Raw genomic sequence first — 23958 nt, forward strand, 5'->3', positions numbered from 1 at the left:
ATAAACATTTGTTTATGTAGTGTCAAAAATATTCTCTAAATGTTATAATGACTTGTTAAAGATTGCTACTCCTTTATAGTTGCACGCTATTGAAAATTAAATAACTACCTTTAGAGCTTATGACTTTTTGTCACTCATGGTTAGAGCGTTCAAAACTTTTTGACTATTTGTTCTAATAGAAAGAAGAGGAAAATGACTACAAAATCTGGTAAGCACGCCAACAAGATTGCAAAGAATGCATTTGATTCTGCAGCTAACAATGGTGTTACAAAGGCTGTTGATATGCGCAAAGTGGCCGCTCTTTCGGCTGGAGCTGCTGGCGTGATTGCTGGCGCGGCGATTGCTTTTGGTGCCACTCCTGCAATGGCAGCGGATGCTACTTCTGCGCCTGTTGATACTTCTACGTCTGCAAATGCGCAGGATTTAACTGCTAAGAAGGATGATTCTAAGAAGCAGGCTGGTGAGACTAATCAGAATAAGCAGACTGAGGTTAAGAAGCAGGATAATCAGACTGTAGTAAACGCTGATAATACTGAAGGTAAGACTGATAAGCAGGCTGCAGATAGCACTCCTGCACCTAGTAGCACTCCTGCAGGAGCTCTAGCTGGCCCAAATTATGGCCAGGTGCGTGAAGCTGACCCTGCACCAGCTCCAAAAGTTAACAGCACAATCGAACTTTCACAAGATAAAAAAGACACGCTTCCTAACTTGTACGCATGGGGATCTTCTGACAATGTGTATATTGAAAAAGGGCAAAATCAAAAAGTAACCTTTAAATTTGCAAAACCTTCTGACGGTAGCACCATTACTAAGGTAGCTATCTTCCCATCTGATACTAACGGCGTAGAAAATGCTAAATCTAGAGGATTTCTTGAGTATTATTCTGCTGATGCAAACGCGCACCAGTCATACTCTGGTACGTACGATTTTAATGTGAATAATGATGGCTCCGCTACTCTTGCCATGACTAAGCTGTATAGAGACGGAGGCCTTAATGGCGCACAAGGTTATGCTGCAAACCGCTGCATTTATGTGTATGGTACAAAAGACGGGCAGGAAGTCTTGCTGTACAAAACGAATATTGCGCGTGCAGCAACACTTGTTCCGCCTAAAACAGCTGGCTCAATTGTTTTGAAGTATAACGAAGAGCTTACTGCACAGCAAATTCAAGATAAGCTTAAGGCTGCCTTAGATGCTCCTACCGAAGCCACTGGTAAAAAATCAATTCGCGAGCAAATAACCGCAGCAAGTACATCTAGAGGCGTGGGTGGACGCACTGGAGAGAATGGCGCATTTGTTCAGACGCCAGATACCGCTGATAAAAAGGTGGTTATTACTGACAATCAGGCGTATGACACTAAGCAAGTAGAAACCATTAACACAGTAACGTCGAAGCAAGGCGACAAAGTAACCACTTATAAAACTGGTGCTCAAAAACTCGATACATACCTCATCTCTGATTTGGGCTACAAGTCTGACGTGCTGCCTCTTACGGTTGCTCGCTACGATACGCGCATCGATAAGCCAACCGTTGAAGATTTGTCTAAAGTGTCCGATGAAGTAAAAACCGAGATTAAAAAGAAGCTTGCGCGCCTTAATAACGTGCCAGAAGACAAGGTGACCATTGGCGCTGACGGCACATTTACCATCAACTTCGACGGCGTGGATCCAAACGACGCTCCTAAGATTGCTTTGCGTGACCTTGTGTTGAAGAAGCTTGAAGAAAAGGATGTTACTGTTCCAACTGGCGATAAGGCAGTCTTTGTTGCTAATCCACTTGGGTACTCCAATGTCGAACTTGACCGAATTAAAACAGCTATTTTTGAAGCTAATAAAGGCAATAAAGAGCTTGGTCTTACCAGCACAGATCAGATTTCGCTTTCCTACATTACAGGTGACCTTACTGGCGCAGGCGATGCTAATAAAGGCCGTTCAAACGGCTTACAAGAAAATAATATTAGTGTAACTATTAAAACTGATAAGGCAGTTGCCGAGTTTACTTCAGACATAACCAAAGATAAACTCACGCGCCTTCCAGATATCCGTAAGGATTACACCGTTGAGCTGGTAAAGAATAAGCTCGATGGTCGCGATAGCGATGAGGGCTTCTCTTGGAGTGATGATAAACACACAACACTCATCTATCGTTATGACCCAACCAAGACTCAAGCATTCACCGCTCCTGAGATTTTGAAACTCATCAAAGCCACGCCTAAGGGGCAGAATACAGGCTTGCGCGACCTTACGGGCGGCGAAGTGCTTGGCCACGAAGGTGCGAACGGCAAGCCGCGCAAATCTCATGTGTATTATGTAATCGATAATAACGGCGAGCCAACTACCGAGTTAACCCTTGGTATGATGAGTGGGCCGTATTGGATAGGTAATCCACAAGTTGCCAATTCCGATGTGAATATGGGTAACGAAGAGTCGAAGGTGGGCCAGTATACCTGGGATACAGAGGCTGGTTCTGTAACTGTTGCTTCTAAGCAGAACAAAGTTTTTAAGACGCGCTTGTTTGTTGCACCATATACTTTGACGTACTATCGCGGCGTATATACAAATCCGTATCAAAAGGATCCTAACAACACGCCTAAGGCAATCAACATTATCTTTGTGCCGCAGACGAATCATAAGACGAGCGATTTGCAGAAGTCGATTGGCGAGCACGCTACAACTCAGGTTGAAGGCAAGGATATTCCAACTGATTCTAAGTACTACAACGCGTCTGACAAAGTGAAGAAAGACTACGAAGATGCGTTGAAGGTTGCTAAACAAACGCTTGAAAAAGTTGGTAAAACAGCTGACGCTGATTTAACCGAAGATCTTAAAGCTGAGGTTGATAATGCAACCATTAAGCTGGATAAAGCTCGCAAAGCCCTTGATGGTGACGCTACCAAGAAGGAAGAGCTGAACAAGTCGATTGAAGCCAATGGTAAGGCTCAAGAAGGCGCTACTGCTGCAACTCCTGGTACGGTAACTACGGACAGGTATAAGAACGTTACTGAACCAGACTTTAAGACACCTGATGGCAAGGCTGATACCAAGAAGAATGAAGCAGCTAAGAAAGCCAAGGAAGATTACGACAAGGCTCTTGAAGACGCTAAGGCATTAAATGCTGACGACAACGCCGCGCAAAAGGATGTTGATGCTGCCAAGGCTAAGCTTGATGCTGCGCGCGAAAAGCTTAACGAATTTAGCACTAACAAAGATAAGCTTAACGCTGCTATTGCTGAGCATGGTCAGGTAAACACGGGCGATGCAAAGAAGACTGGTGACGAAAAGCTCAAGACTGCCGACCCAACCTACCAGAACTCTACTCCTGAGCAGCGCAAAGCCTACGATGACGCTGTAAAGAAGGCAAACGAGCTTTCTAAGGATCCAAACGCTTCTCAAAAGGACGTTAACGAGGCGATTACGGCTCTTGAGGCTGCTAAGAAGGCACTTGACGCTAAAGCTACGGATAAGTCGCAGCTGATAGCTGCCGAAAAGCTCAGTTTCGATAATCCTGATAAAACTGACGCAAGCAAGCAGAGCACCTTCTATAAGAATGCTAAGGCCAAGGCTGATGCTAATGATCAGGCTGCTACAACTGCCATTAATAACTATGACACTGCGTTAGCTAAGGCACGTGAGGTTCTTAAGAACGATAAAGCAACTCAAAAAGAAGTTAATGATGCTAAGGATGCATTAACTAAGGCTGAAAAAGCATTGCATGATGGTTATGCAACCGACCCTGACGAACTTACGAAAGTTCTTGCGGATAACTTTAGCGGCTACTTAATGCCTGCATACTTTAACGCTTTCGATAAGGCGCAAGCTGGCGACGAAGACGCCAAGAAAGCGTTCAAGGACTACAACGATGCTTATCAAAAAGCTAAGGAGCTTAAGGAAAATCTAGAAAAAGCTAAGACTGGTGGAAAGGCTCCAACTCAAACACAGATTAATGAAGCCAAGACAGCTCTTGAAGAAGCACGTAAAGTCATCGACAAGTATGCAACTAATACCAGCAGGCTTTCGGCGGCTGCATTTAATGATATTGCCATACAAAAGAACCCAGCATACAAGAATGTATCCGCAGATGATGCGAGCGAAGAAGCAAAAGAAGCTAAAAAGAAGTATGACGCCGCAGTAGAGAAACTGCACAAGGCGCTTGCTAACAAGCTGCCAAAGGATCCAGTTCCTGATAGTAATACCCCGAAGAAAGATGGCAATCTTAACGATAAGGACTACCTGAAAGACATTCAGGCGCACAAGAACGGCGAGCCTCTGGATAGGGATGTTGACGCTATCCTTAAGGAAATGAACGCTGCAGCGAAGGCGCTGGATAAGTTTGCAACTAAGACTGATGCTTTGCTTAAGTCTGTTAATGAGCATGACAATACCCAGCAGACGCCTGCATTCAAGAATGCAAATCAACCTGCTTTCAAGAATGATGACGGCACTGATAATGCTGATAAGAATAATGCTGCTAAGGCTGCTGTAGCTGCCTATGGTGACGCTCTTAATGCCGCAAAGGACTTGCTCAAGAAACCTGATGCAACGCAAAAGGAAGTCAATGATGCGTTGAAGAAGCTTGACGATGCCCGCAAAGAGCTTGACAAGTACAACACCGACACCGCCAAGCTCAAGGAGAGTGTTGACAAGCACGGCTCTACAGATGGCCCTGCAGCTACAGAAGGCACGCAAACTTCTGATGCGTATCGCAACGCGTCTGATCCTCACTTCATGAAGGAAGAGGGTGGCAAGCTTGTTCCTGATACTGACAAGAACACGAAGGCAGCAGAAGCTAAGAAGGCGTATGATGAAGCTCTGACAAAAGCTCAGGACCTTTTGAAGAAGCATGACGATAAAGATACTCCGCAAGACGCAAAGCCAACTCAAAAAGACATCAACGCCGCGCTTAAGGCTCTCGATGATGCTCGTACTGAGATTGAGAAGTACAAGACTGTTACTACTGATCTTGAGAAAGAAATTAACAAGTCTACTCCAGAGCATGCTGCTGCTACTGAAGGCGACTTCGAGAATACGCCAGAGTTCAAGAATGCTAAAGCTAAGACAAGCAATGGTGCGGAAAACGCAGATGTTACTGCTTACAAAGAGGCTCTCAAGAAGGCTCGCGATCTTGCAAAGGCTGCTAATCCTACAGATCCAGCTGCGACGAACAGTTCTCATCCAACGCAAAAGCAGATTAACGATGCGCTTGACGCACTTAAAGCGGCTAAGAAGCAGATTACTGACAACTATAAGACCAAGCTTGAGCCGTTGACTGCTGCCAAAGATTTTGCAGGTGGTGACTTCAAGAATACGCCTGAGTATAAGAATGCTGTTGCTAAGAAGGCTGCTGGTGACCAAGGTGCTACAGCTGCCTTGGGTAAAGATGGTGAGCAAACTGGCTTCGACAATGTTCTGAAGAAAGTTACCGAAAAGCTTAATGATGAAGATTGGAAGAAAAAAGCAACTCAAAAAGATGTAAACGCTCTGCTTAAACAGCTGCAAGAAGCTCAAGAGAAGATTGCTAAGGAGTACAAGACTGATGCAATTAAGCTTGAACGTGAAGTAGGCGATAAGGATCAAGACGGCAAGCCAGTTGTTCCTCCGTTTGAGTCATCGGTTGCGTACAAGAATGCGCTTGAAAAGGCGAAGACGGAAGAAGATAAAACTGGTAATGACTCCGCAACCAAGAAGCTGGAAGCTTACAACGAAAAGCTCAAGGCTGCGCAGGAACTCCTCAACAAGGTGAATAAACCAGATCCAAATGCAAAGCCTGAAGATCGCCCAACGCAGAAGCAGGTTGATGATGCTCTTGCAGCTTTGAAGCAAGCTAAGAAAGACATTGACGACAACTTCAAGACCAAAGTCGATAAGCTCCAAAATGAAGTTGAAGATAAGGATGATAAGGGTACGGCTAAGGATCCTACCTTCGAGAACACCACTGAGTATAAAAACCTTCAAGGAAAGATCAAAGGTGACAAGAAGCCTGATGACCTTGTAGCGTATGAGCAGGCTTTGGCAAAGGCTAAGGAACTCATCGACAAGAACGATGGCAAGGTCACGAAGGATGGACAGGAAGTTGACGTTCCAAAGGATCAGCTCCCAACTCAGAAGGAAGTTGACGAGGCTCAGAAGGCTCTTAAGGAAATCAAGGACAAGATTCTTGCTAACCACAAGACCAATCCTGTTGATCTTCAAAGAGAAGTTGATAAGTCTAAGAACGGCGACGACGATTCGCGCGCAGGTTTGTTCGAGAACACTCCAGAGTTCAAGAACGCCGATGCTAAGAAGGGTGCTGACGGCAACGACAATTCCGACATGGCGGACTATAAGAAGAAGCTCCAGGCTGCTAAGGATCTTCTCAATGCCTTCGATCTTGTTAATGGTGGCGTAAAGAAGCAGCTGCCAGAAGGCATGACTCAGGCTCCAACCCAAAAGCAGCTCGACGATGCTCTAGACGCCTTGAAAGCCGCCAAGAAGAAGATTACTGACGGCTACAAGACTGATCCTTCTAAGCTGAAGTCTGAAGCGGATGCTGATCCTGACTTCACCAAGACGCCTGAGTACGTAAACGCTCAAGCTAAGGGTGATGACGCATCTAAGAAGGATCTTGAGGCTTATAAGAAGGCGCTTGAGGATGCGAATAAGGTTCTTGGCGATAAGAATGCTACGCAGAAGCAGGTTGATGATGCTTTGAAGAAACTCCAGGATGCTAAGTCTAAGCTTACGGATGGCTACAAGACGGATAAGAACAAGCTCTACCAAGAGACGGGCAATGACCCTGAATTCCGCAAGTCGATTCCGTTCTTGATTGCAGATAGCAAGGATATAGCTGAGTACAACAAGGCGCTGAACGATGCGAATGCTGTGCTTAATAATCCAAACGCTACGCAGGCCCAGGTTGACGAAGCGCTTAGAAAGTTACAACGCATAAAGCAGAAGATGATCGACTTATACAACTCGCTTGGTTCGGGTAGTGATGACGATTCCGACGGCGGCAGCACAGGCGCAAACAACGCGAATGCGAATGCGGTTGATAAGTCTATGTTGCATGCCGAAGTGAATGGCGCGCTTGCGGACGTTGCCAATGGAGCGGGCGCTGCTGGCGCGGCGAATGGCGCTAAGGGTTCTAAGGGCGCACTTGTAGACGCAAGCGTGATTAAGGAGTTTAATGATGCTCTAGAAAACGCTCGCCGCGTGCTCGCTGACCCGAATGCTACACAGGAGCAGGTTGAAGCTGCGACTATGCGACTTCGTGCGGCTCGTGCTGCGCTTAATGCAGCAAAGGCAAACAAGGGCAGCAACTTGCGCGGAAACATGGGAGTGCAAACTGGCGTTGATTCCGCAACGTTAAGCGCGTTCGCTGCTGTGTTTGTTGGGCTGGCAGGACTTGGAGTGTCTGCTAAGCGCCGTAAGCACGCTAGGTAGTTGGCTGTGATGCGCGCTTGCGCTGATGTCTGTTAGTAGCTAATAACCGATATAGCACAAAATGGCTTGCGCTCCGACCTGCCTTTTCGCTTAAAGCGTAGCGCGAAAAGGCAATTCGGAGCGCTGAGCTTGCTCAAGGTTGAAAGCACTGTGTGCTTTCAACGCAAGCGAAGACGTGAGCGCGCTGTAACGCGCGAGAGACAGGACCTGCCTTTTCGCTTAGACCGCGCTCGCGTCTTTACTTGGTATTGCGCGAGGTTTGAGTATTTCTCTCCTCGCAGGCGCGCCAACCTGCCTGAGCGCTAAAGAGCGTAGCGCGCGAAGGCAATTTGGCGCGCTGAGCCGCTTAGCGTAGAAGCACAGTGTGCTTCTACGGCGGCGAAGACGTGAGCGCGGCTAATCCGCGCGAGCGAAACACCTTTACGGATAGCTTATGAACGTTAATATTCTAAGGCTTCAGGTTGGCGCTATTTATTGCTCGTAGAGAAATACATCAAACCTTCTGAATGCCTAGAACTTTTGCGTATCTTTCATCACCGAGATTCTCGATTTTTCTTGCTCTCTCGGCGAGTCACCATCTAGCGACGCTGAGGCTCGCCTCGCTAGCGGCGAAAAATCTCGAATCTCTACCCAATTTGGCCTAATCCATGCAACCTATGTAGTGCGATTGTACCTGATTTACGGCGTGTCGTCATACAAACGCACTACATAAACACGCAAAACTGTAGTGTGATTGTACTGAATTTTGGTGTTTTTTGATACAAACGCACTACAAGAAAAATCGAGAATCTCAGGCGATTAGACTATACGCAATTGTTCAGACTCGTAAGAGGGCTGGGTGATTCTTGGTCGAACAGTATAAGAGCGGCAGCCGATACCAAATAATCCAATTACTCACGCCTATAAACAAACTTCAACCAAAAACAAAAAATCAAAGCCAAATCGGAACAACCGCAACAACAAACAACACGTAAGAGGCGGAGCGTTGTGAGACAAGAATTAGCCAGCCCTCCTACACACCCAATAGGTATCGCGCAATACCAAGCAAGGAATCGCGCAAATCTAAATATGAAGGCGCGCTTGAAGCACAAACTTGAGCGAGGGAGTGTTAAGTTTTTGCGAAACGCGCACAAAAATGCTTGACTTTAATAACTTGAGTGTGTTAGACTCAAGTTTTGTAAAAAGAAAAAGCGGCTAGTCGCAAGGCTGGCTGCCAAGAATTTGAGTACATAGATTAAAAGGTACATAGATAAGATAGCTAGGAGATATTATGGGACGCGCAGTAGGTATTGATTTAGGAACAACGAACTCCTGCATTGCAACGCTTGAAGGCGGCAGCCCAACAGTTATTGTTAACGCAGAAGGTGCGCGTACAACACCGTCCGTGGTGGCTTTCAGCAAGTCGGGAGAAATCTTGGTTGGCGAAGTCGCTAAGCGTCAGGCTGTAACAAACGTTGACCGCACGATTAGCTCCGTAAAGCGCCACATGGGCACGGATTGGTCCGTTGAGATTGATGGCAAGAAGTGGACTCCGCAAGAGATTTCTGCTCAGGTTTTGATGAAGTTGAAGCGCGATGCAGAAGCTTACCTTGGCGAGCCTGTAACCGATGCCGTTATTACATGCCCAGCATACTTCAACGATGCTCAGCGTCAGGCAACTAAGGATGCAGGTAAGATTGCAGGCTTGAACGTGCTGCGTATTATTAACGAACCAACTGCTGCTGCATTGGCTTATGGCCTCGAAAAAGGCAAGGAAGACGAGCGCATTTTGGTGTTCGACTTGGGTGGCGGTACTTTCGATGTGTCGCTTCTTGAGATTGGTAAGGATGACGACGGCTTCTCCACAATCCAGGTACAGGCCACTAATGGAGATAACCACTTGGGTGGCGATGACTGGGATCAGAAGATTATTGACTGGCTTGTTGGCGAAGTTAAGAACAAGTACGGCGTTGATTTGAGCAAGGATAAGATTGCTTTGCAGCGCTTGAAGGAAGCTGCTGAGCAGGCAAAGAAGGAGCTTAGCTCTTCTACTTCCACATCAATTTCTATGCAGTACTTGGCAATGACTCCAGACGGCACTCCAGTGCATTTGGATGAGACTTTGACTCGCGCTCACTTTGAGGAGATGACTTCCGACTTGCTCGGTCGCTGCCGTACGCCATTTAACAACGTGCTTTCCGACGCTGGCATCTCCGTAAGCCAGATTGATCACGTGGTGCTTGTTGGTGGTTCTACTCGTATGCCAGCCGTCAAGGAACTTGTAAAGGAGCTTACGGGTGGTAAGGAAGCGAACCAGTCCGTGAATCCAGATGAGGTTGTGGCTGTTGGTGCAGCTGTGCAGTCGGGCGTTATTAAGGGAGACCGTAAAGACGTTCTGCTTATTGATGTAACTCCACTTTCTTTGGGCATTGAAACCAAGGGCGGAATTATGACAAAGCTTATTGAGCGTAACACCGCAATCCCAACTAAGCGATCCGAAGTGTTCTCTACTGCAGAAGACAATCAGCCATCCGTTTTGATTCAGGTTTATCAGGGCGAACGTGAGTTTGCGCGCGATAACAAGCCTCTTGGCACTTTTGAGTTGACGGGTATTGCTCCAGCTCCTCGTGGCGTTCCACAAATCGAAGTGACTTTCGACATTGATGCTAACGGCATTGTGCACGTTTCTGCTAAAGATAAGGGCACAGGCAAGGAACAGTCCATGACGATTACGGGCGGTTCTGGTTTGCCAAAGGACGAGATTGACCGCATGGTTAAGGAAGCGGAAGCTCACGAAGCAGAAGATAAGAAGCGCAAGGAAGAAGCGGATACTCGCAACCAGGCAGAATCCTTTGCTTACCAGACTGAAAAGCTTGTGAACGACAATAAGGATAAGCTCTCCGACGAAATCTCTAAGGAAGTTACCGACAAGGTGAATGCTTTGAAGGAAGCTTTGAAGGGTGATGACCTTGAGAAGATTAAGAGCGCGCAAAGCGAGCTTATGACGTCTGCGCAAAAGATTGGTCAGCAGCTTTACGCTCAGCAGGGTGCGGCTGGCGCTGCAGGTGCTGCGGGAGCTCAGGCTGGTGCTGGTGCTGCATCTGATGCAAATGCAGGTGCCTCTAAGGATGACGACGTGGTTGACGCCGAAGTGGTGGACGACGACAAGGACGATAAGGATAATAAGTAATGTCCGAGTTTAACGCCAACGACTACTTGAGTGGTTTGGAAGACGTGCCTTCGGATTCTGGCGATTCGCGTGCGGCGTCTGCTAGCGCGGCCGATAATGCGGCCTATAGCGCTGCAGATGGCGCTGCGGCGCAGGGTGCAGTGCATGAGGAAGCTCATGAGGCAAAGCACGAAGCGAAGCACGCTGCAGCTGCTAACGATGCGTCGGTGAATGACGCGGCGAGTGATGCGGCGAGTGATACGGCGGCGGATTGTGCTGCGGATTGTGCAACGCAAGACGCGGCCGCTAGCGCAGACGCCGCAACGGAAAAGTCGCAAGCAACCGCAGATGAATCTAACGCGCGTAAATCTAAAGAAAATAACAATTCTGCAGATACTCAAAGCAGCGAAGAAGATTCCTTAACGCCTCTTGGCAAAGCCAAAAAAGAGGCGGCGGAGTATTTGGAAGCGTTGCAACGCGAGCGAGCAGAGTTCATTAACTTCCGCAATCGCGCAGCCAAGGAGCAAGATCGGTTCAGGCAGCATGGAATAACAGACGTGCTTACGGCTTTATTGCCAGCTTTAGACGACATTGATAGGATTCGCGAACACGGCGCAATGGACGATTCGTTCAAAGCCGTGGCCGCAAAATTAGACAAGGCGTTTGAAAAGTTTGGCGTAGAAAAGTTTGGCGAAAAGGGCGAAGACTTTGACCCAACAAAGCACGATGCGATTCTACACAAGCCAGATGCAAATGCTACGAAGGAAACGGTTGACGTTGTTGTGGAGTCGGGCTACAGGATTGGCGATCGCGTTATACGCGCGGCGAGAGTCGTAGTGGCGTCTCCAAGCAATGCATAGCAGTGTGCGCAGAATGAAACATCGTGAAACAATGCGTGAAACATCGCTAATGTCAGCGCTTGTTTGGATTGTTTAGCTCACTCGCTGCAATCAAACGTCTACTTGCAAATCCCATGCCTACTCGTGTTGTCGGTTTAGATTCTAAACAGTCAGCGCGAGTAGGTTATTTAGATATAAGTTGTTTAGATAAATGCCAGTGGCTCAAAGAAAAAGGAGCTTAAATGGCTGAGAATGAATGGCTAGCCAAAGATTTTTACAAGATTCTCGGAGTCTCCAAAGACGCCGACGAAGACGCAATCACAAAAGCGTACAGAAAACTCGCTAGAAAATATCACCCAGACTTAAACAAAACTAAAGAAGCAGAAGAAAAATTCAAAGACGTATCCGAAGCGTACGACGTTTTGAAAGATAAGCAGATGCGCGCTCGCTACGATGCGATTCGCCAATTCGGCGCAGGCGGAGCAAGATTCGCTGGCGGCGCGGGCGCAGGTGGATTCGACGCAAGCGGATTCAGCGACATTTTCTCATCTATGTTTGGCGGATCGCCAATGGGCGGCGGCTCACGAGTGCGATTCTCCACAAGCGGCGCGGGTCCAGATATGGGAAACATATTCTCCATGTTTACAGGCGGCGCTGGCGCGCAATCATCGCAAGCAGGATTTGGCGGAGCGGATTACGAGCAGTACGCTCAATCTGCTCAATCTGCTACGCAAAACGCGCCTGAACGTGGTGAAGACATTACAACGTCTATAAAACTAACGTTTAAGCAGGCGTTTAAAGGCGCTACAGTTTCGCTTCGATCGGGCGGAGAATCGTTCAAAACTCACATTCCTGCAGGCGTAAAAGACGGGCAAAAAATCCGCCTAAAGTCAAAAGGCAAGCCAGGAAAGTTTGGCGGCGCTTCTGGAGACATGTATTTGCAAGTGCAAGTGGAAAAGTCGGAGCAATTCTCGATTGAAGGATGCGATTTAGTGGCCACTTTGCCGCTCACTTTAAGCGAAGCTGTGCACGGAGCAAAAGTCACGCTTAAAAACGTAGACGGCGAGCCGATTGTGTTTAAGGTGCCATCTGGAACTTCGAGCGGCAGCAGAATACGCGTAGAAGGCGCAGGCGTGCCAGGCAAAAATGGCGCGTTTGTTGGAATTGCGCAAATACACGTTCCAAAAAAGTCAACAATGGCAGTAAAACATGCTGCAAAAGAGTTTGAAAAGGCGTGTGGCGAAGATTACGAGCAAGAAGTGAAGGATTTGCGCGCATAGCAACAAATTGCTTAGCGTTTGCGTTTTGTGTTTGCTCGTAGTCGTAGCAATTGCTCGTGGGAATAGCGTTTGCGTGTAGAAAGGAAAGTAATGGCTAGGTTGGATCGCCAAATTAGGGCGCTGTATGAGATGTGTGCAGTGGCGCTAGTGCGCGGAAATGCAACGCTTGACGGCGCGGACGAAGTGGGCTTTAAAATCGACATGCCGATTTTTACCGTGAGTCACGTAGCCAACCTAACCGACACGCATCCGCAAACGCTTAGGCAGTACGATAGATTGCGCTTGATTATGCCGCAGCGCACAGAAGGCGGAGCCAGAAGATACTCGCTTAGAGACATAGATAGGCTTGTGCAAACGCAAAAGCTGAGCCAAGAAAACGGCGTGAATCTTGCTGGGATTATGCGGATTTTGGAGCTTCAAGAAGAAAATCGCCAGCTTAAAAGGCAAGTGAGGCGATTGGTGGATGAGGCGGCGAGTGCGGAGCGAAACATTTTTGCAGCGAGTGCAGACGGGAATATTGTGGAAGTTCAGCGCTCGCAGCGCGCAAAGGATTGGCGTCGAGATATTCGTGTGCCTCAGCGCGAGTTGCCGTCTTCTTATGCAAGAGGCGCGAATGGCTATTCGCAATACAATGATTATGCAAGCAATGATTTAGAAGACGATAAGTCGATTGTTTTGTGGCGCGCGTTTGGTCTATAGCGACTACGCTAACAAGTGCCTATATAAACATTAGTTTAGATTTTTCTAAATACTAGTCAAATGCTTAAATATAAAATATAAATATTGCATATGTAAAGCTAAAAGCTACAAAATAAAGGGTATTAATGGCATTAAACACAACAGCAGCGCAAAACGCCACAAATCGCAAGTTGGCAGCAGTTTTTTGGGATATGGACGGCACGCTAATCGACTCCGAGCCGTATTGGCACGAGTCCGAAATACAAATCGCAAAGAAACACGGCGGCGAGTGGAGCGAAGAGCTTGCATGGCAATACTCGGGCGGTTCTCTAAAAGACGTTGCCGAAGCTATGATTGCGCGCGGAACAAAGATGGGCGTTGAAGAGATTGGCAACGCAATGGTGGACTATGTTGCAGAGCGCGAAAGCGTGGAAGTTCCATGGGTGCCAGACGTTCTAGATCTTTTGCAAAAGCTTGCCGATGTAAAAATCCCTTCGATTTTAGTGAGCAATTCACCAAGGCGACTTGTTGAAAATATTGTGAACCATGCGCCTAAAGGTGCGTTTGCTGGTTTTGTTTGCGGAGACGATGGGTATGCTACAAAGCCAAGCCCCGAGCCGTATTTGGCTGCAGGTAGGCTGCTTGGCATTAGCGCGCAAAACATGAAGTATTGCATTGCGATTGAGGATTCGTTTGCAGGGCTAAAGTCGGCAGCGGCTTCGGGGGCGACCACTCTTGCGCAAAGAGCGTATTCTAACTTAGACGTTAGCGGCGGTTCGCAGTTTGCAGACTTAGACGGCTATAAAGACCTTACGCCGCAAGCGCTTGAGCGCTACATTATTGATCGCATTGCTCAGTAACTAATACGGATTTTCCCGATTTTGTACCATATTTGGCCTAAATCACGTACAAAAAGCGGAACATAACTCCGCACTTTGTACCAAATTTGACCCAATTTACGTATATTCTCGGGAAAATACAGCTTAATCGCCGCCACTTTGCGTTTGGTTAGCTCCGCCGCTTCCAGAAGATGATGCCGCGCCAGACCCATCGCCTGCGCTTCCGCCACTAGTAGTGCCGCCGCCAGCCGAGCCGTTCCCGTTATTCGGCCCATTCTCGCCAGACCCATTCGACCCATTTGCGCCATTCGCACGATCTTCACTACTAGAACTATCTTCCTTATTAGCGCCACTTGCGCCACTTGCACTATCTGCCTTATCTTTATCTTTATCTTTGCTATCTTCTTTATTTTCGCCGCTATCGTCGTCCGCAAATTCGTGCTTGCTTCCGCCAAGCCCCCAAGTTCCGTCAACGCCGCCAATTTTGCCGTTATCTTTAGCTTCTGGGAACTTTTCCGCAGCCGTGCCAGCCAGAGCCGCGCGCATGTATCGCGTAAACAAATGCGCCGAATACCCAATTCCTCCAGGGTATCCGCGGAAAGTTGGCACAGGCAAAGGATTTCCTTGCGCATCTGGATTCCAAATAGCAAACACGGTCAAAACGCTTGGCGTAAATCCAACAAAACTACACGCCGAAGCATCGTTAGCGGTTCCCGACTTTCCAGCAATCGGCTTTCCAACGCCTCTAACCTCTGGCGAAGTACCATATTGAACAACGCCTTGCATGGCCTTAATAGCAAGCGCCATGTCTGCCGCCGCAAACACCTGCTTTCCAACGGTCGGCGCCCTATAAAACTCTTTGCCGTCTGGGTTCTTAACGCTAGAAACAATGTGCAAATCTGGCCTGCGCCCCTGGTTTGCAATCGTGGAATACGCGCGCGCAATCTCGCTAATATGCACAGGGTCGTTTCCAAGAACAGTAAACGGATTCTTGCCGTTAACGCGCTGCGCATTTAGTCCAGCCAGAACAGCCGTATTTGCCACGCCTTTTTGCCCAAGCTTTTCTTGCAAAGCCATAAATGGCGTGTTCACAGAGTTTGCTGTTGCTTTATAAAGGTTGATTATTCCCCAATTTGTGTTTGCAAAGTTGTTTACTGGCTTGTCGATTCCCTTAAACTTTAGCCCCGTATTTCCATTAAACAGCGTGTTTAGGTTTGTTCCAGCCTGAATCGCGCCAATCAGCGCAAACGGCTTCATTGTACTTCCAGGCTCGTAAAGCGCTTGAGTGGCGTTATTTAGCGGCTTAGAAAGGTAGTCGTCGCCTGCATACACAGATATAATCGACCCATCTTTAGGATTTACGCTCATTGCGCCCGTTTGCACTCCTTGCGGCGTAATTCCGCGCGCGCCAGCAGTCGGGCTTGCAACGTTAAACATTAAATCCTGCTTAGCTTTGTCGATTGTTGTAATAATGCGGTATCCGCCTGTGTCTAGGTCTTCTTTTGTAAACGCGCCGCCGCTTGTAAGCTCGCTGCGAACCATTTGCAAAAGGTATCCTTGCGGCCCTGCGTACATGTTTTGCTTGGTTTGATTAATGGTTTGCGGCATTTTTGCGTTTTTGTATTCTTCGCTTGTAATGTACTTGTCTTTAAGCATGATTCTTAGCACGCGCTTGAATCGCATATTCGCCTCTTTAGGCATGATTGCAGGATCCCAGCTGCTTGGCGCAGGGATTATTCCAGCCAGCATTGCCGCTTGAGATAGCGTAAGATCCTTCGCTTCCACGCCAAAGTACGCTTTTGCTGCCGCCTGGATTCCGTACGCTCCGCGGCCCAGATAAATCGTGTTCATGTAATTGCACAGCACGGTGCTTTTGTCTTGTGTTTGCGCGATTTTTAGCGCAAGAATGGCCTCGTGCAGCTTGCCTAAATACGTTTTTGTTTCGCCAAGATAGTAGCGTTCCGCGTATTGTTGCGTAATCGTAGAGCCGCCCCATCTGCCTTTAGACGTTACGTTGTGGATTATTGCGCGCCCAATTCCCTTAAGATCAATTCCGCCGTCTTTGTAGAATGACCTGTTTTCGCTTGCGATTATTGCGTTTCCAACATATGGTTTTAGAACGGAGCAATTTATGATTTCGCGATTTTGCTCTGCAAAGCTGCCGATTTCCGTTTTTCCATCCGCGTAGTAAACCTTTGTTTTATCCGCCATTGCGATTTTGTCTGGCTGCGGAATGTCTGTTGTTACGTACATCCACGCAACCGTTAAAATTCCAAGGATTATTGGCGTAAAAACTACGATTAGTGCCCAAAATAGAATCGGGTGTTTTGTTCTAAAGTTTTTTTGGATTCTTCTGTGGCTTCTGCGATTGTATGGTCGATTGTATGGTCGCCTTGCGCTTCCGCCGTTTCTTCCGCCGTTTCTTCCGCCTGCCCTGTTTCCTGCCCCATTGCCAGCAGCATCGCCAGCGCCCGCGCTTCTTACGGTGCGCCTTGTGCTAGAAGAGTGCGAATTTCGTCTATAACTATTTGCAACCATATAATCCAAGTTAGCGCTTGGCGAGGAACTTTAATCATACTTAACGAGGAACTTTAATCATATTTTAATCATACATAACGCGGAATTTTAATCATACTTAATATCGTATGTAATATTTGTAAAAGCTAGTATTATAAAAGTGTATTAGTGCGGCGTTTTTGTGCCGATGATTTTTGTTAAGGAGTTTATATGAGTATCCGCGTTGCCATTGCCGGTGTTGGCAATTGTGCTTCGTCGTTAGTTCAGGGCGTTGAATACTACAAGAATGCCAATGATGGCGATAAAATTCCAGGATTAATGCATGCTGTTTTTGGGCAATATCGCGTGCGAGACATTGAGTTTGTAGCCGCTTTCGATGTTGACTCGTTAAAAGTTGGTCATGACTTAAGCGAGGCGATTTATGCTTCGCAAAACAACACGATTCGCTTTGCAGACGTGCCTAATCTTGGTGTTACAGTGCAGCGCGGCCCTACTTACGATGGCTTGGGCGACTACTACAAGCAAATGATTGAGGAGTCTAATGAAGAGCCTGTAAATGTTGCAGCGGTTTTGCGCGATTTGCACGTAGACGTGCTTGTTTCTTACTTGCCAGTTGGCTCCGAGCAGGCAGATAAGGCGTATGCTACGGCGGCTATGGAAGCTGGATGCGCGTTTGTAAATTGCCTTCCTGTTTTTATTGCTTCCGACCCAGTTTGGGCGCAAAAATTCCGCGATGCAGGCGTTCCGATTATTGGCGACGATATTAAAAGCCAGGTTGGAGCTACGATTACGCACCGAGTTATGGCGCGACTTTTTGAAGATAGAGGAGTGCGTTTGGACCGCACTTACCAGCTTAATGTTGGCGGAAACATGGATTTTATGAACATGTTGCAGCGCTCTAGGCTTGAGTCGAAGAAGATTTCTAAGACGCGCGCGGTTACTTCGATTGTTCCGCACGATATGGATGACCACAACGTGCACATTGGCCCTTCGGATTATGTTGCTTGGCTTGACGACCGCAAGTTTGCGTTTGTGCGCTTGGAGGGCACCACTTTTGGCGATGTTCCGCTTAGCTTGGAGTACAAGCTTGAGGTGTGGGATTCGCCTAATTCTGCAGGCATTGTTATAGACGCTGTGCGCGCGGCGAAGATTGCGCTGGATCGCAAGCTTTCGGGCCCTATTTTGGCTCCTAGCTCTTACTTTATGAAGTCGCCAGCTGTTCAGCACGAAGATAGTGAGGCGCGCGAGCTTGTTGAGCGCTATATTAATGGAGATGTTGAGGCAGACGAATCGCAGCTTAATGCAGATGTTGAGGATGCAAAGAAGAGCGGTAAAAGCGTGTGGCGCGCTTAGCGGCGTGTCTAACGGCGCGGAAGCTTGCGACTTGTGATTGTGTCTAGTTATGCGTCTTGTTGCGCGCTCCATCTTCGGAAGCTTCCGACTTGTGATTGACTTGCGTTAGGCATTCGCTTGGCTTTTCGTTGGTTGCTTGCGACTTGCGCTCGACTTGCATTCGACTTTTATCCAAAATCGTGTAATATAGGTAGAGCCTCCGCGTGGCACTACGTCACCCAATCCCCCCAGGGCAGGAATGCAGCAAGGGTAAGTGGCCTCTGGTGGGTGCGCGGGGGTTTTCTGTATTCTGCGCGACGACTTGCCTTAGCGCTACGCTTTAAGCGCTCAAGCAGCTTCCCACTTTTTGTTGCTTATGTTGACTTTTGTTCAATGTTTTGTTCATTTTTTGTAGTGCGTTTGTACCGAATTTCGGCGTTTTTTGATACAAAAGCACTACATAAACACGCAAAACCGTAGTGTGTTTGTACTTAAAATATGGCGTGTCTATATTGACTCTTGAAAAATTCCATGGGAAAATCGTATTAACAGAACCTCTCCACGCTTAATGTATTTTACATGCGGACCACGGAGAGGGCTTTTTTGTATTGCGCCATGCGCCTTGCCCGCGCGCTTAGAACTCCAACTCGGGATTCTTTAACAACTCATCAAACATCGCATGATACAAGCACAAATTAAAAGATTCTATTTGCATAATAGTCGAGATTTTGCCGCCAGCATCTTTCGACGAAGCGCCACAAAGGTAGACAGTCTCATCATCCGTACCATAATCTATAACAACATACCTATCGTGATACTTCCTACCAGCAGTCTTAAACTTCAAATCAACACTAGGATAATCGCTTACAAAATCGCTCAACATACTTTCCGTAAGCATATTCTTATTCCTAGCATTATCACTAAAAACTACAATTTCAACACCTTCACCAGCAAAGCGTAATAATTCCAACGTTTTAAGACCAATATAATTATCTACAACATAAATGCTTCTCTTAGCTGACTTATATATTTTGCAATACGCAAGATCCGCTTCTATTTTGTTACCGTCCATAAGAAGAAAATGTTTATACGAATCTGGATTAATAAAATTATCCATTACCTTATTAAAATCTTCCTTCGTTGCCATTTGAGATTTTATTTCCGCTATATCTTTAGTATTCCGGCTTGTTTGAATCGCCAGCTGCGCTAACTCGTTCGCGCCAATAAAATCCTTATTTTCAACAATATAATCCTTCATTTGCTTAAAGGTTCTAATAAGAGCTTTCGACTGCATTGTGGCAAGTTCGCCTCTTAGCACTGTCATAAGCATATAAATACCTTGCTCCGTAAAAGCATAAGGCAACTTTCTGCGACCGCCCCAACTTGATGTAGAATTTTTCGACATCAAGTTTTTGAACTCATCAGCAGTTAGCTGAAACATAAAGTCGTTATCAAATTTTTCTATGTTATTTTTTACCTGCTCGTTGAATCTTGCTGTAGTATACCCATAGATTTCAGCAAGCTCAAAATCAAGCATGACTTTTTGATTGCGAATGTTGTAGATTCTCTCTTTTATCGCTTTAGCATCTATTATCGCTTTAGCAGACTCAATTGTTTTAATCGTTTTAACAGACGCGTTTTTAGAGTCAGCGATAATTAAATTTTTATTCTGCTCTACCATAAGACACCTCCTAAAAATGTACGTAAAACCTAGCGCCATGCAACAAAAACTACATTTCTAAAACAAAACCCATGAATCGCAAGCAATCAGGGTTATTCCCCAAAATCAATCACAAGCCATAAAACATCTAACAACTAGCAAAACTAGCATGCATCAGCGCATAAACGTCATTTTATAAGATTTTATAGATAAGAAGAAACAAAAATTGGTTTTTGATTCCAAAGCGTGCTCGACGACTTGCATGAGCGCTTAGGCTGCGCTCACGATGTGACGCTTTTTGTACCAAATTTGGTCAAATTTGGTACAAAAAGCGGAAAAGGCAGGTCGTCGCGCAGTCAAAGCGAGCGATATTCTCGTGTTATTTCCCGACTTTGTACGTGTTTTAGGTCAAATGTGGTACAAAAAGCGGAAGTTTTTTCCGGTGTTTGTACGTGTTTTGGGTCAAATTTGGTACAAAGTCCGGAAGATTGTTTGTTGCGCGACACGCGCGGAAAGTCTTTCCTTAAAAAAAGCTGGGAAAATTCTTCAAAAACCTTGAAATGCGTATTTTTACGGTTTAAGTGTTGTTTATCCACAAATTTTACGGCAATGTGGCCTTTATTGTGGATTAGTTTGTGTATAACATCATTTTTTTCGGTTTAGCACGTGTGGCTGGGGCTTGACTTTTTCAAACGGGGGGGGGGTATGTTAATAGCAACATCACACGGTGGATAACCGTTGGTGGAATGCGTAAACGCGCGTTTTATATTTTCCTCGCCGCATTGCGACTTGTTCGCTTTGCGAGTGGGGGAGAAGAAGAAAGGAAATAAAATGATGAATAAGAAGGCTATCGCCGCTTTCGCTGCTGGCGCAACTTTGCTTGCTGGCTTCGCAATGGCAACCCCAGTGTTCGCTGCTGATGCTCAGGCTCCTAAGAAGGAAGCTGAAAAGGAACTTACTGGTCTTGAGAAGGCTCAGGCTGATGTTAAGACCGCTGAAGCTGGTCTTGAGAAGGCTAATACTGCTAAGGCTGAGGCTGATAAGAAGGCTGCGGATGCTTCCAATGATTGGACTGCAGCTAAGACTGCTGGTGCTCCAAAGGGCGCTAAGGAAGATCAAACAACCCATGTATATGCTAAGGATGATTCTGTTGCTTTGACAACAGAAGAGGGAAACACTCTTCAGAAGTTCTTGGATAAGCAGACTGCCGTTACGACTACAGCCGCTGATGCTGCTAATGCTCAGAAGGCTGTAGATACCGCTGAGGCTGCCTTGGCTACTGCTCAGGCTGCTCTTCGCGACTACAAGCCAGAAGCACCAAAAGCTGAAGTAGCTGAGTCCACTCTTAAGGCTGCTTTGGTAAAGACCAGCGCTGATTTCGACGAAGCTAATGGCAAGCTCGAGAAGGCTTACGCCAAGTACGATGCTGCGTACGCTGAAGCCAAGGCTGCTCAGGCAAAGCTTGATGGCGCAAATGCTGCTCTTGCAAGTTTCAAGACTGCTCATGACGAGCTTACCAAGGCTGATAAGGTTGAGCTTGCTCAGCTTGAGAAGGCTGTTAAGGACGCTAAGGAAGATTTGGCCGACGCTGTTAAGGCTTTCAACGATGCTAAGACCGAGTTTACTAAGGCCTTTACTGGTGCTAAGAAGGCTTGGGCTGCTTACAAGGGTGCATTCAAGGCTGCTAAGGCTAAGGACGCCGGATTGGTTGCTGGCTACGCTTTGCCAGATGACTTAGAGCCAGTTGCAGCTAACTACGTACCAGGTGTTTCTCACGTTACCCCAGGTTCTGTAAAGCCAGGCTATGCTGGCAAGCCAGGTGCTGCTAAGCCAGGCCAGGCTGGTGCTAATGGTGCTGCTGCTGGTGCTAAGACCACTGTGGTTGAGAAGAAGAAGGATGGCGGTAAGAAGTTGCCTGGTACTGGTGTTGGCGTAACTTTGACCGCTTTGGCTGCCACCATGCTCGCTGGCATGGGTGCTGCTGTTCGCAAGGCTCGTCACTAAGCTAAAAGCGTAAAAACTAAATTTGTCTAGCTGCGTAGTTTAAGCATTGCGATTGATGCGCATAATTTCTTAAATCGCTTTATCGCATTATTAATCGCGTTGCTAATTGCGCAGCTAGATAAATACCCTCGGCTCGAAATTTAAGAGCGTTTATACTTGCGCTCAACGGTTGGTAAGGGGTTTTGTAGGGAAGCGCCTTGCTGATATGCCAATTGCGTGCTTACTAATTGCTTAAACTCTGATTTGCTATTAATTTTCTTTCTTCTTGGAGTTTTAACGTTAGATAGTGTGTTTTAGGTGTTGAGCGTGTTGCTTTCGGTTTTGTTTGCTACTAGGGGCATTCAAAGCCGAAAGCTTTTTTGTTATTTGTCTCTGTAGCAAAGGCTTATAGTAAAAGCCTATAGCGGAGGTCTTATAGCAAAGGCCTATAGTAAACCCCTATAGTAAAAGAGAGAATCCATGAAAAAGCAAACTCCAAAATCTGCCGAAAAAATGGCTTTCAATTCATTTTCTAACAACTCTTTCAGTTCATTTTCTAAAAAATTCACCGCTGCAACCGTAGCCGCAATTCTGGCTGGTTCAGCGGTTTCTATGTTTGGAGCTACTGCAAACACCGCTTTTGCTAGCGATGTAACAGTATCTAACTACGCGCACCCAGCAACCAGTTACGATAGCACCAGCGCAAAAAGCACTGCTAGCGGGCTTTTTGCAAGCGTAATGGATAATGAATCCTTTACGCGTGCTCAGCGCGATGATGCAGCTAAAGCTTTTGACATATTGCATGGTTTTACAGAAAAGCCAGACTGGTACGATTCAAAAGTAAAGCTTAATAGCGGCGAAGAATCCCCTGATTACATTACGCGCTTGAATAATTCAATATCGTATATGCGCGCGATTAACGAGTATCGCAAGAGTCGTGGGCTTAATCCTCTTGGCGTAAGTCTTTATACGACGGCAGTAGCAATAAATGACGCGTTCTATTCTGCCAATATTTTTGACCACGCAAGACACTATAAGACTTTTGAGAATTTGGCTTGGGGTTCATATGGTGATGGAACCTACGACGGCGGAACCACCACGGATACCATGACTGGTGCAATGCAAATGTGGGTTACTAACGAAAAAGCCAAGTATGATGACTTTATAGCTAAGGGCGTGTCTGATAAAGAAATAAGATCGAAGCATTATCTTGAGGTTGGCCACTACCTAAACTTTATACATCCAGCGCTTACGGCAATGGGTCTTACTAGCGGAAATATTAGTGACGAGTACGGTACCGTTATATCTTGGGAAGCTGTTCCAGCTAGCTACTTGGAAGGCAATAAGGCGCCATTTACGCTGGACGAGTACCAAAAGCTTATTAATGAATACATTAATGGGCAGCCTTATGATGTGACTCCAAGTGTGGAGACGCCTTCGGACGTAACGCCAAGTGATGTTACGCCTGCGCCTGCGCCTGTTCCTTCGGAGGAGACGCCTTCGGATGTGACTCCTGACGTGACTCCTGACGTGACACCTGATGTGACGCCTTCTGACTTCGACTTCACTCCAAGTTTTGACGTGACTCCGTCTGAGGATACTTATACTCCTTCGGACTTCGATTTCACTCCAAGTTTTGATGTGACGCCTTCTGAGGATGTGACGCCAGATTTTGACTTCTCGCCAAGCTTTGATGTGACGCCAAGTGAGGATACTTATACTCCTTCTGATTTTGATTTCACGCCAAGCTTTGATGTGACTCCTTCGGAGGATACTGAGACTTCGTCTGATTTCGATTTCTCGCCAAGTTTTGATGAAGCGCCAGCTAGTGATTCTGATTCAAACGCTGATTCAAATGTAACGCCAAGTGACTTTACGTTTGATTACAACTTCGACGCTGTAGACGCTCGGCGCTTTGACTGAGCTTGAAATTGCATAACGCATTTCAAGCTCCTTCAAAGCGCTGAGCCGCTTAAGCGTAAAGTCCAGTGGACTTTACGCGCGGCGAAGACGTGAGCGCGGCTAATCCGCGCGGGCAACATGACCTGCCTGTGCGCTTAGAGCGTAGCGCGAATCGACGATTTCGAGCTGCATAATGCGCGAGAAATCACCTCGATTCGCTGAGCCGCTCAAACGTAAAGTCCAGTGGACTTTACGTGCGGCGAAGACGTTAGCGCGCTTAGACCGCGCTAACGACTTTCCAATTCGGAGCGCAAAAGCGTTATCGTATCAAAAATCGTAAGTAAGAAAAAGGAAGAATATT

General features: G+C 46.8%; 11 protein-coding genes and 1 other RNA gene. 10 read left to right on the forward strand and 2 right to left on the reverse strand.

Annotated elements, in window-relative coordinates:
• Positions 1-192: 192 nt before the first annotated feature.
• The 6 genes from NYP55_RS06455 (at position 193) to NYP55_RS06480 (ending at position 14224) form a co-directional block, all read left to right on the forward strand.
• Positions 193-7419: a peptidase gene (locus NYP55_RS06455; RefSeq protein WP_472781751.1), complete on the forward strand. Its 7227-nt coding sequence runs from the start codon at positions 193-195 to the stop codon at positions 7417-7419.
• A 1270-nt stretch (positions 7420-8689) separates the two neighbouring features.
• Complete coding sequence (gene dnaK, locus NYP55_RS06460; protein ID WP_415680570.1) at positions 8690-10588, forward strand: molecular chaperone DnaK; 1899 nt, start codon at positions 8690-8692, stop codon at positions 10586-10588.
• Entirely contained in the window at positions 10588-11427 is an 840-nt protein-coding gene (gene grpE, locus NYP55_RS06465; protein WP_472781752.1) for a nucleotide exchange factor GrpE, read from the forward strand. Before dnaK ends, grpE begins: the two co-directional genes overlap by 1 nt.
• A 221-nt stretch (positions 11428-11648) precedes the next feature.
• Positions 11649-12686, forward strand: a complete 1038-nt coding sequence (locus tag NYP55_RS06470) for a DnaJ C-terminal domain-containing protein (protein ID WP_101889822.1) — start codon at positions 11649-11651, stop codon at positions 12684-12686.
• A 90-nt stretch (positions 12687-12776) separates the two neighbouring features.
• Positions 12777-13385 carry a heat shock protein transcriptional repressor HspR gene (locus NYP55_RS06475; RefSeq protein ID WP_101889821.1) on the forward strand — a complete coding sequence of 203 codons (609 nt, stop codon included), beginning with the start codon at positions 12777-12779 and terminating at the stop codon, positions 13383-13385.
• 125 nt (positions 13386-13510) lie between these two features.
• Positions 13511-14224 carry an HAD family hydrolase gene (locus NYP55_RS06480; RefSeq protein WP_415697345.1) on the forward strand — a complete coding sequence of 238 codons (714 nt, stop codon included), beginning with the start codon at positions 13511-13513 and terminating at the stop codon, positions 14222-14224.
• A gap of 123 nt (positions 14225-14347) precedes the next feature.
• On the opposite strand, the gene NYP55_RS06485 is transcribed toward NYP55_RS06480, so the two are convergent.
• Positions 14348-16741 (reverse strand): transglycosylase domain-containing protein, encoded by a 2394-nt coding sequence (locus tag NYP55_RS06485; RefSeq protein WP_472781753.1) that lies wholly within the window; start codon positions 16739-16741, stop codon positions 14348-14350.
• Between the two features lie 189 nt (positions 16742-16930).
• On the opposite strand from NYP55_RS06485, the gene NYP55_RS06490 reads away from it, so the two are divergent.
• Both NYP55_RS06490 and ffs read left to right on the forward strand, forming a co-directional pair.
• Positions 16931-18073 (forward strand): inositol-3-phosphate synthase, encoded by a 1143-nt coding sequence (locus NYP55_RS06490; RefSeq protein WP_115757697.1) that lies wholly within the window; start codon positions 16931-16933, stop codon positions 18071-18073.
• Positions 18074-18263: 190 nt separating this feature from the next.
• An RNA gene (gene ffs / locus NYP55_RS06495) (signal recognition particle sRNA small type) lies at positions 18264-18360 on the forward strand.
• Positions 18361-18686: 326 nt separating this feature from the next.
• On the opposite strand, the gene NYP55_RS06500 is transcribed toward ffs, so the two are convergent.
• The gene (locus NYP55_RS06500) at positions 18687-19733 is read right to left on the reverse strand and encodes an ORF6N domain-containing protein (RefSeq protein ID WP_472781754.1); all 1047 of its coding nucleotides are present in this window, start codon (positions 19731-19733) and stop codon (positions 18687-18689) included.
• Positions 19734-20543: 810 nt separating this feature from the next.
• Between NYP55_RS06500 and NYP55_RS06505 the strand changes: the two genes are divergently transcribed.
• Positions 20544-21716 (forward strand): hypothetical protein, encoded by a 1173-nt coding sequence (locus NYP55_RS06505; protein WP_253254069.1) that lies wholly within the window; start codon positions 20544-20546, stop codon positions 21714-21716.
• 459 nt (positions 21717-22175) lie between these two features.
• The gene (locus tag NYP55_RS06510; protein WP_472781755.1) at positions 22176-23618 is read left to right on the forward strand and encodes a CAP domain-containing protein; all 1443 of its coding nucleotides are present in this window, start codon (positions 22176-22178) and stop codon (positions 23616-23618) included.
• Positions 23619-23958 lie beyond the last annotated feature (340 nt).

This window comes from Gardnerella sp. c10Ua_31 (assembly GCF_055700915.1).

Bases quoted from the DNA above. Each gene is read 5' to 3' on its own strand.
- grpE (WP_472781752.1), top strand. From the start codon at position 10,588: ATGTCCGAGTTTAACGCCAACGACTACTTGAGTGGTTTGGAAGACGTG.
- NYP55_RS06510 (WP_472781755.1), top strand. From the start codon at position 22,176: ATGAAAAAGCAAACTCCAAAATCTGCCGAAAAAATGGCTTTCAATTCA.
- NYP55_RS06490 (WP_115757697.1), top strand. From the start codon at position 16,931: ATGAGTATCCGCGTTGCCATTGCCGGTGTTGGCAATTGTGCTTCGTCG.
- NYP55_RS06480 (WP_415697345.1), top strand. From the start codon at position 13,511: ATGGCATTAAACACAACAGCAGCGCAAAACGCCACAAATCGCAAGTTG.
- NYP55_RS06475 (WP_101889821.1), top strand. From the start codon at position 12,777: ATGGCTAGGTTGGATCGCCAAATTAGGGCGCTGTATGAGATGTGTGCA.
- NYP55_RS06500 (WP_472781754.1), bottom strand. From the start codon at position 19,733: ATGGTAGAGCAGAATAAAAATTTAATTATCGCTGACTCTAAAAACGCG.
- NYP55_RS06485 (WP_472781753.1), bottom strand. From the start codon at position 16,741: ATGGTTGCAAATAGTTATAGACGAAATTCGCACTCTTCTAGCACAAGG.
- dnaK (WP_415680570.1), top strand. From the start codon at position 8,690: ATGGGACGCGCAGTAGGTATTGATTTAGGAACAACGAACTCCTGCATT.
- NYP55_RS06505 (WP_253254069.1), top strand. From the start codon at position 20,544: ATGATGAATAAGAAGGCTATCGCCGCTTTCGCTGCTGGCGCAACTTTG.
- NYP55_RS06455 (WP_472781751.1), top strand. From the start codon at position 193: ATGACTACAAAATCTGGTAAGCACGCCAACAAGATTGCAAAGAATGCA.
- NYP55_RS06470 (WP_101889822.1), top strand. From the start codon at position 11,649: ATGGCTGAGAATGAATGGCTAGCCAAAGATTTTTACAAGATTCTCGGA.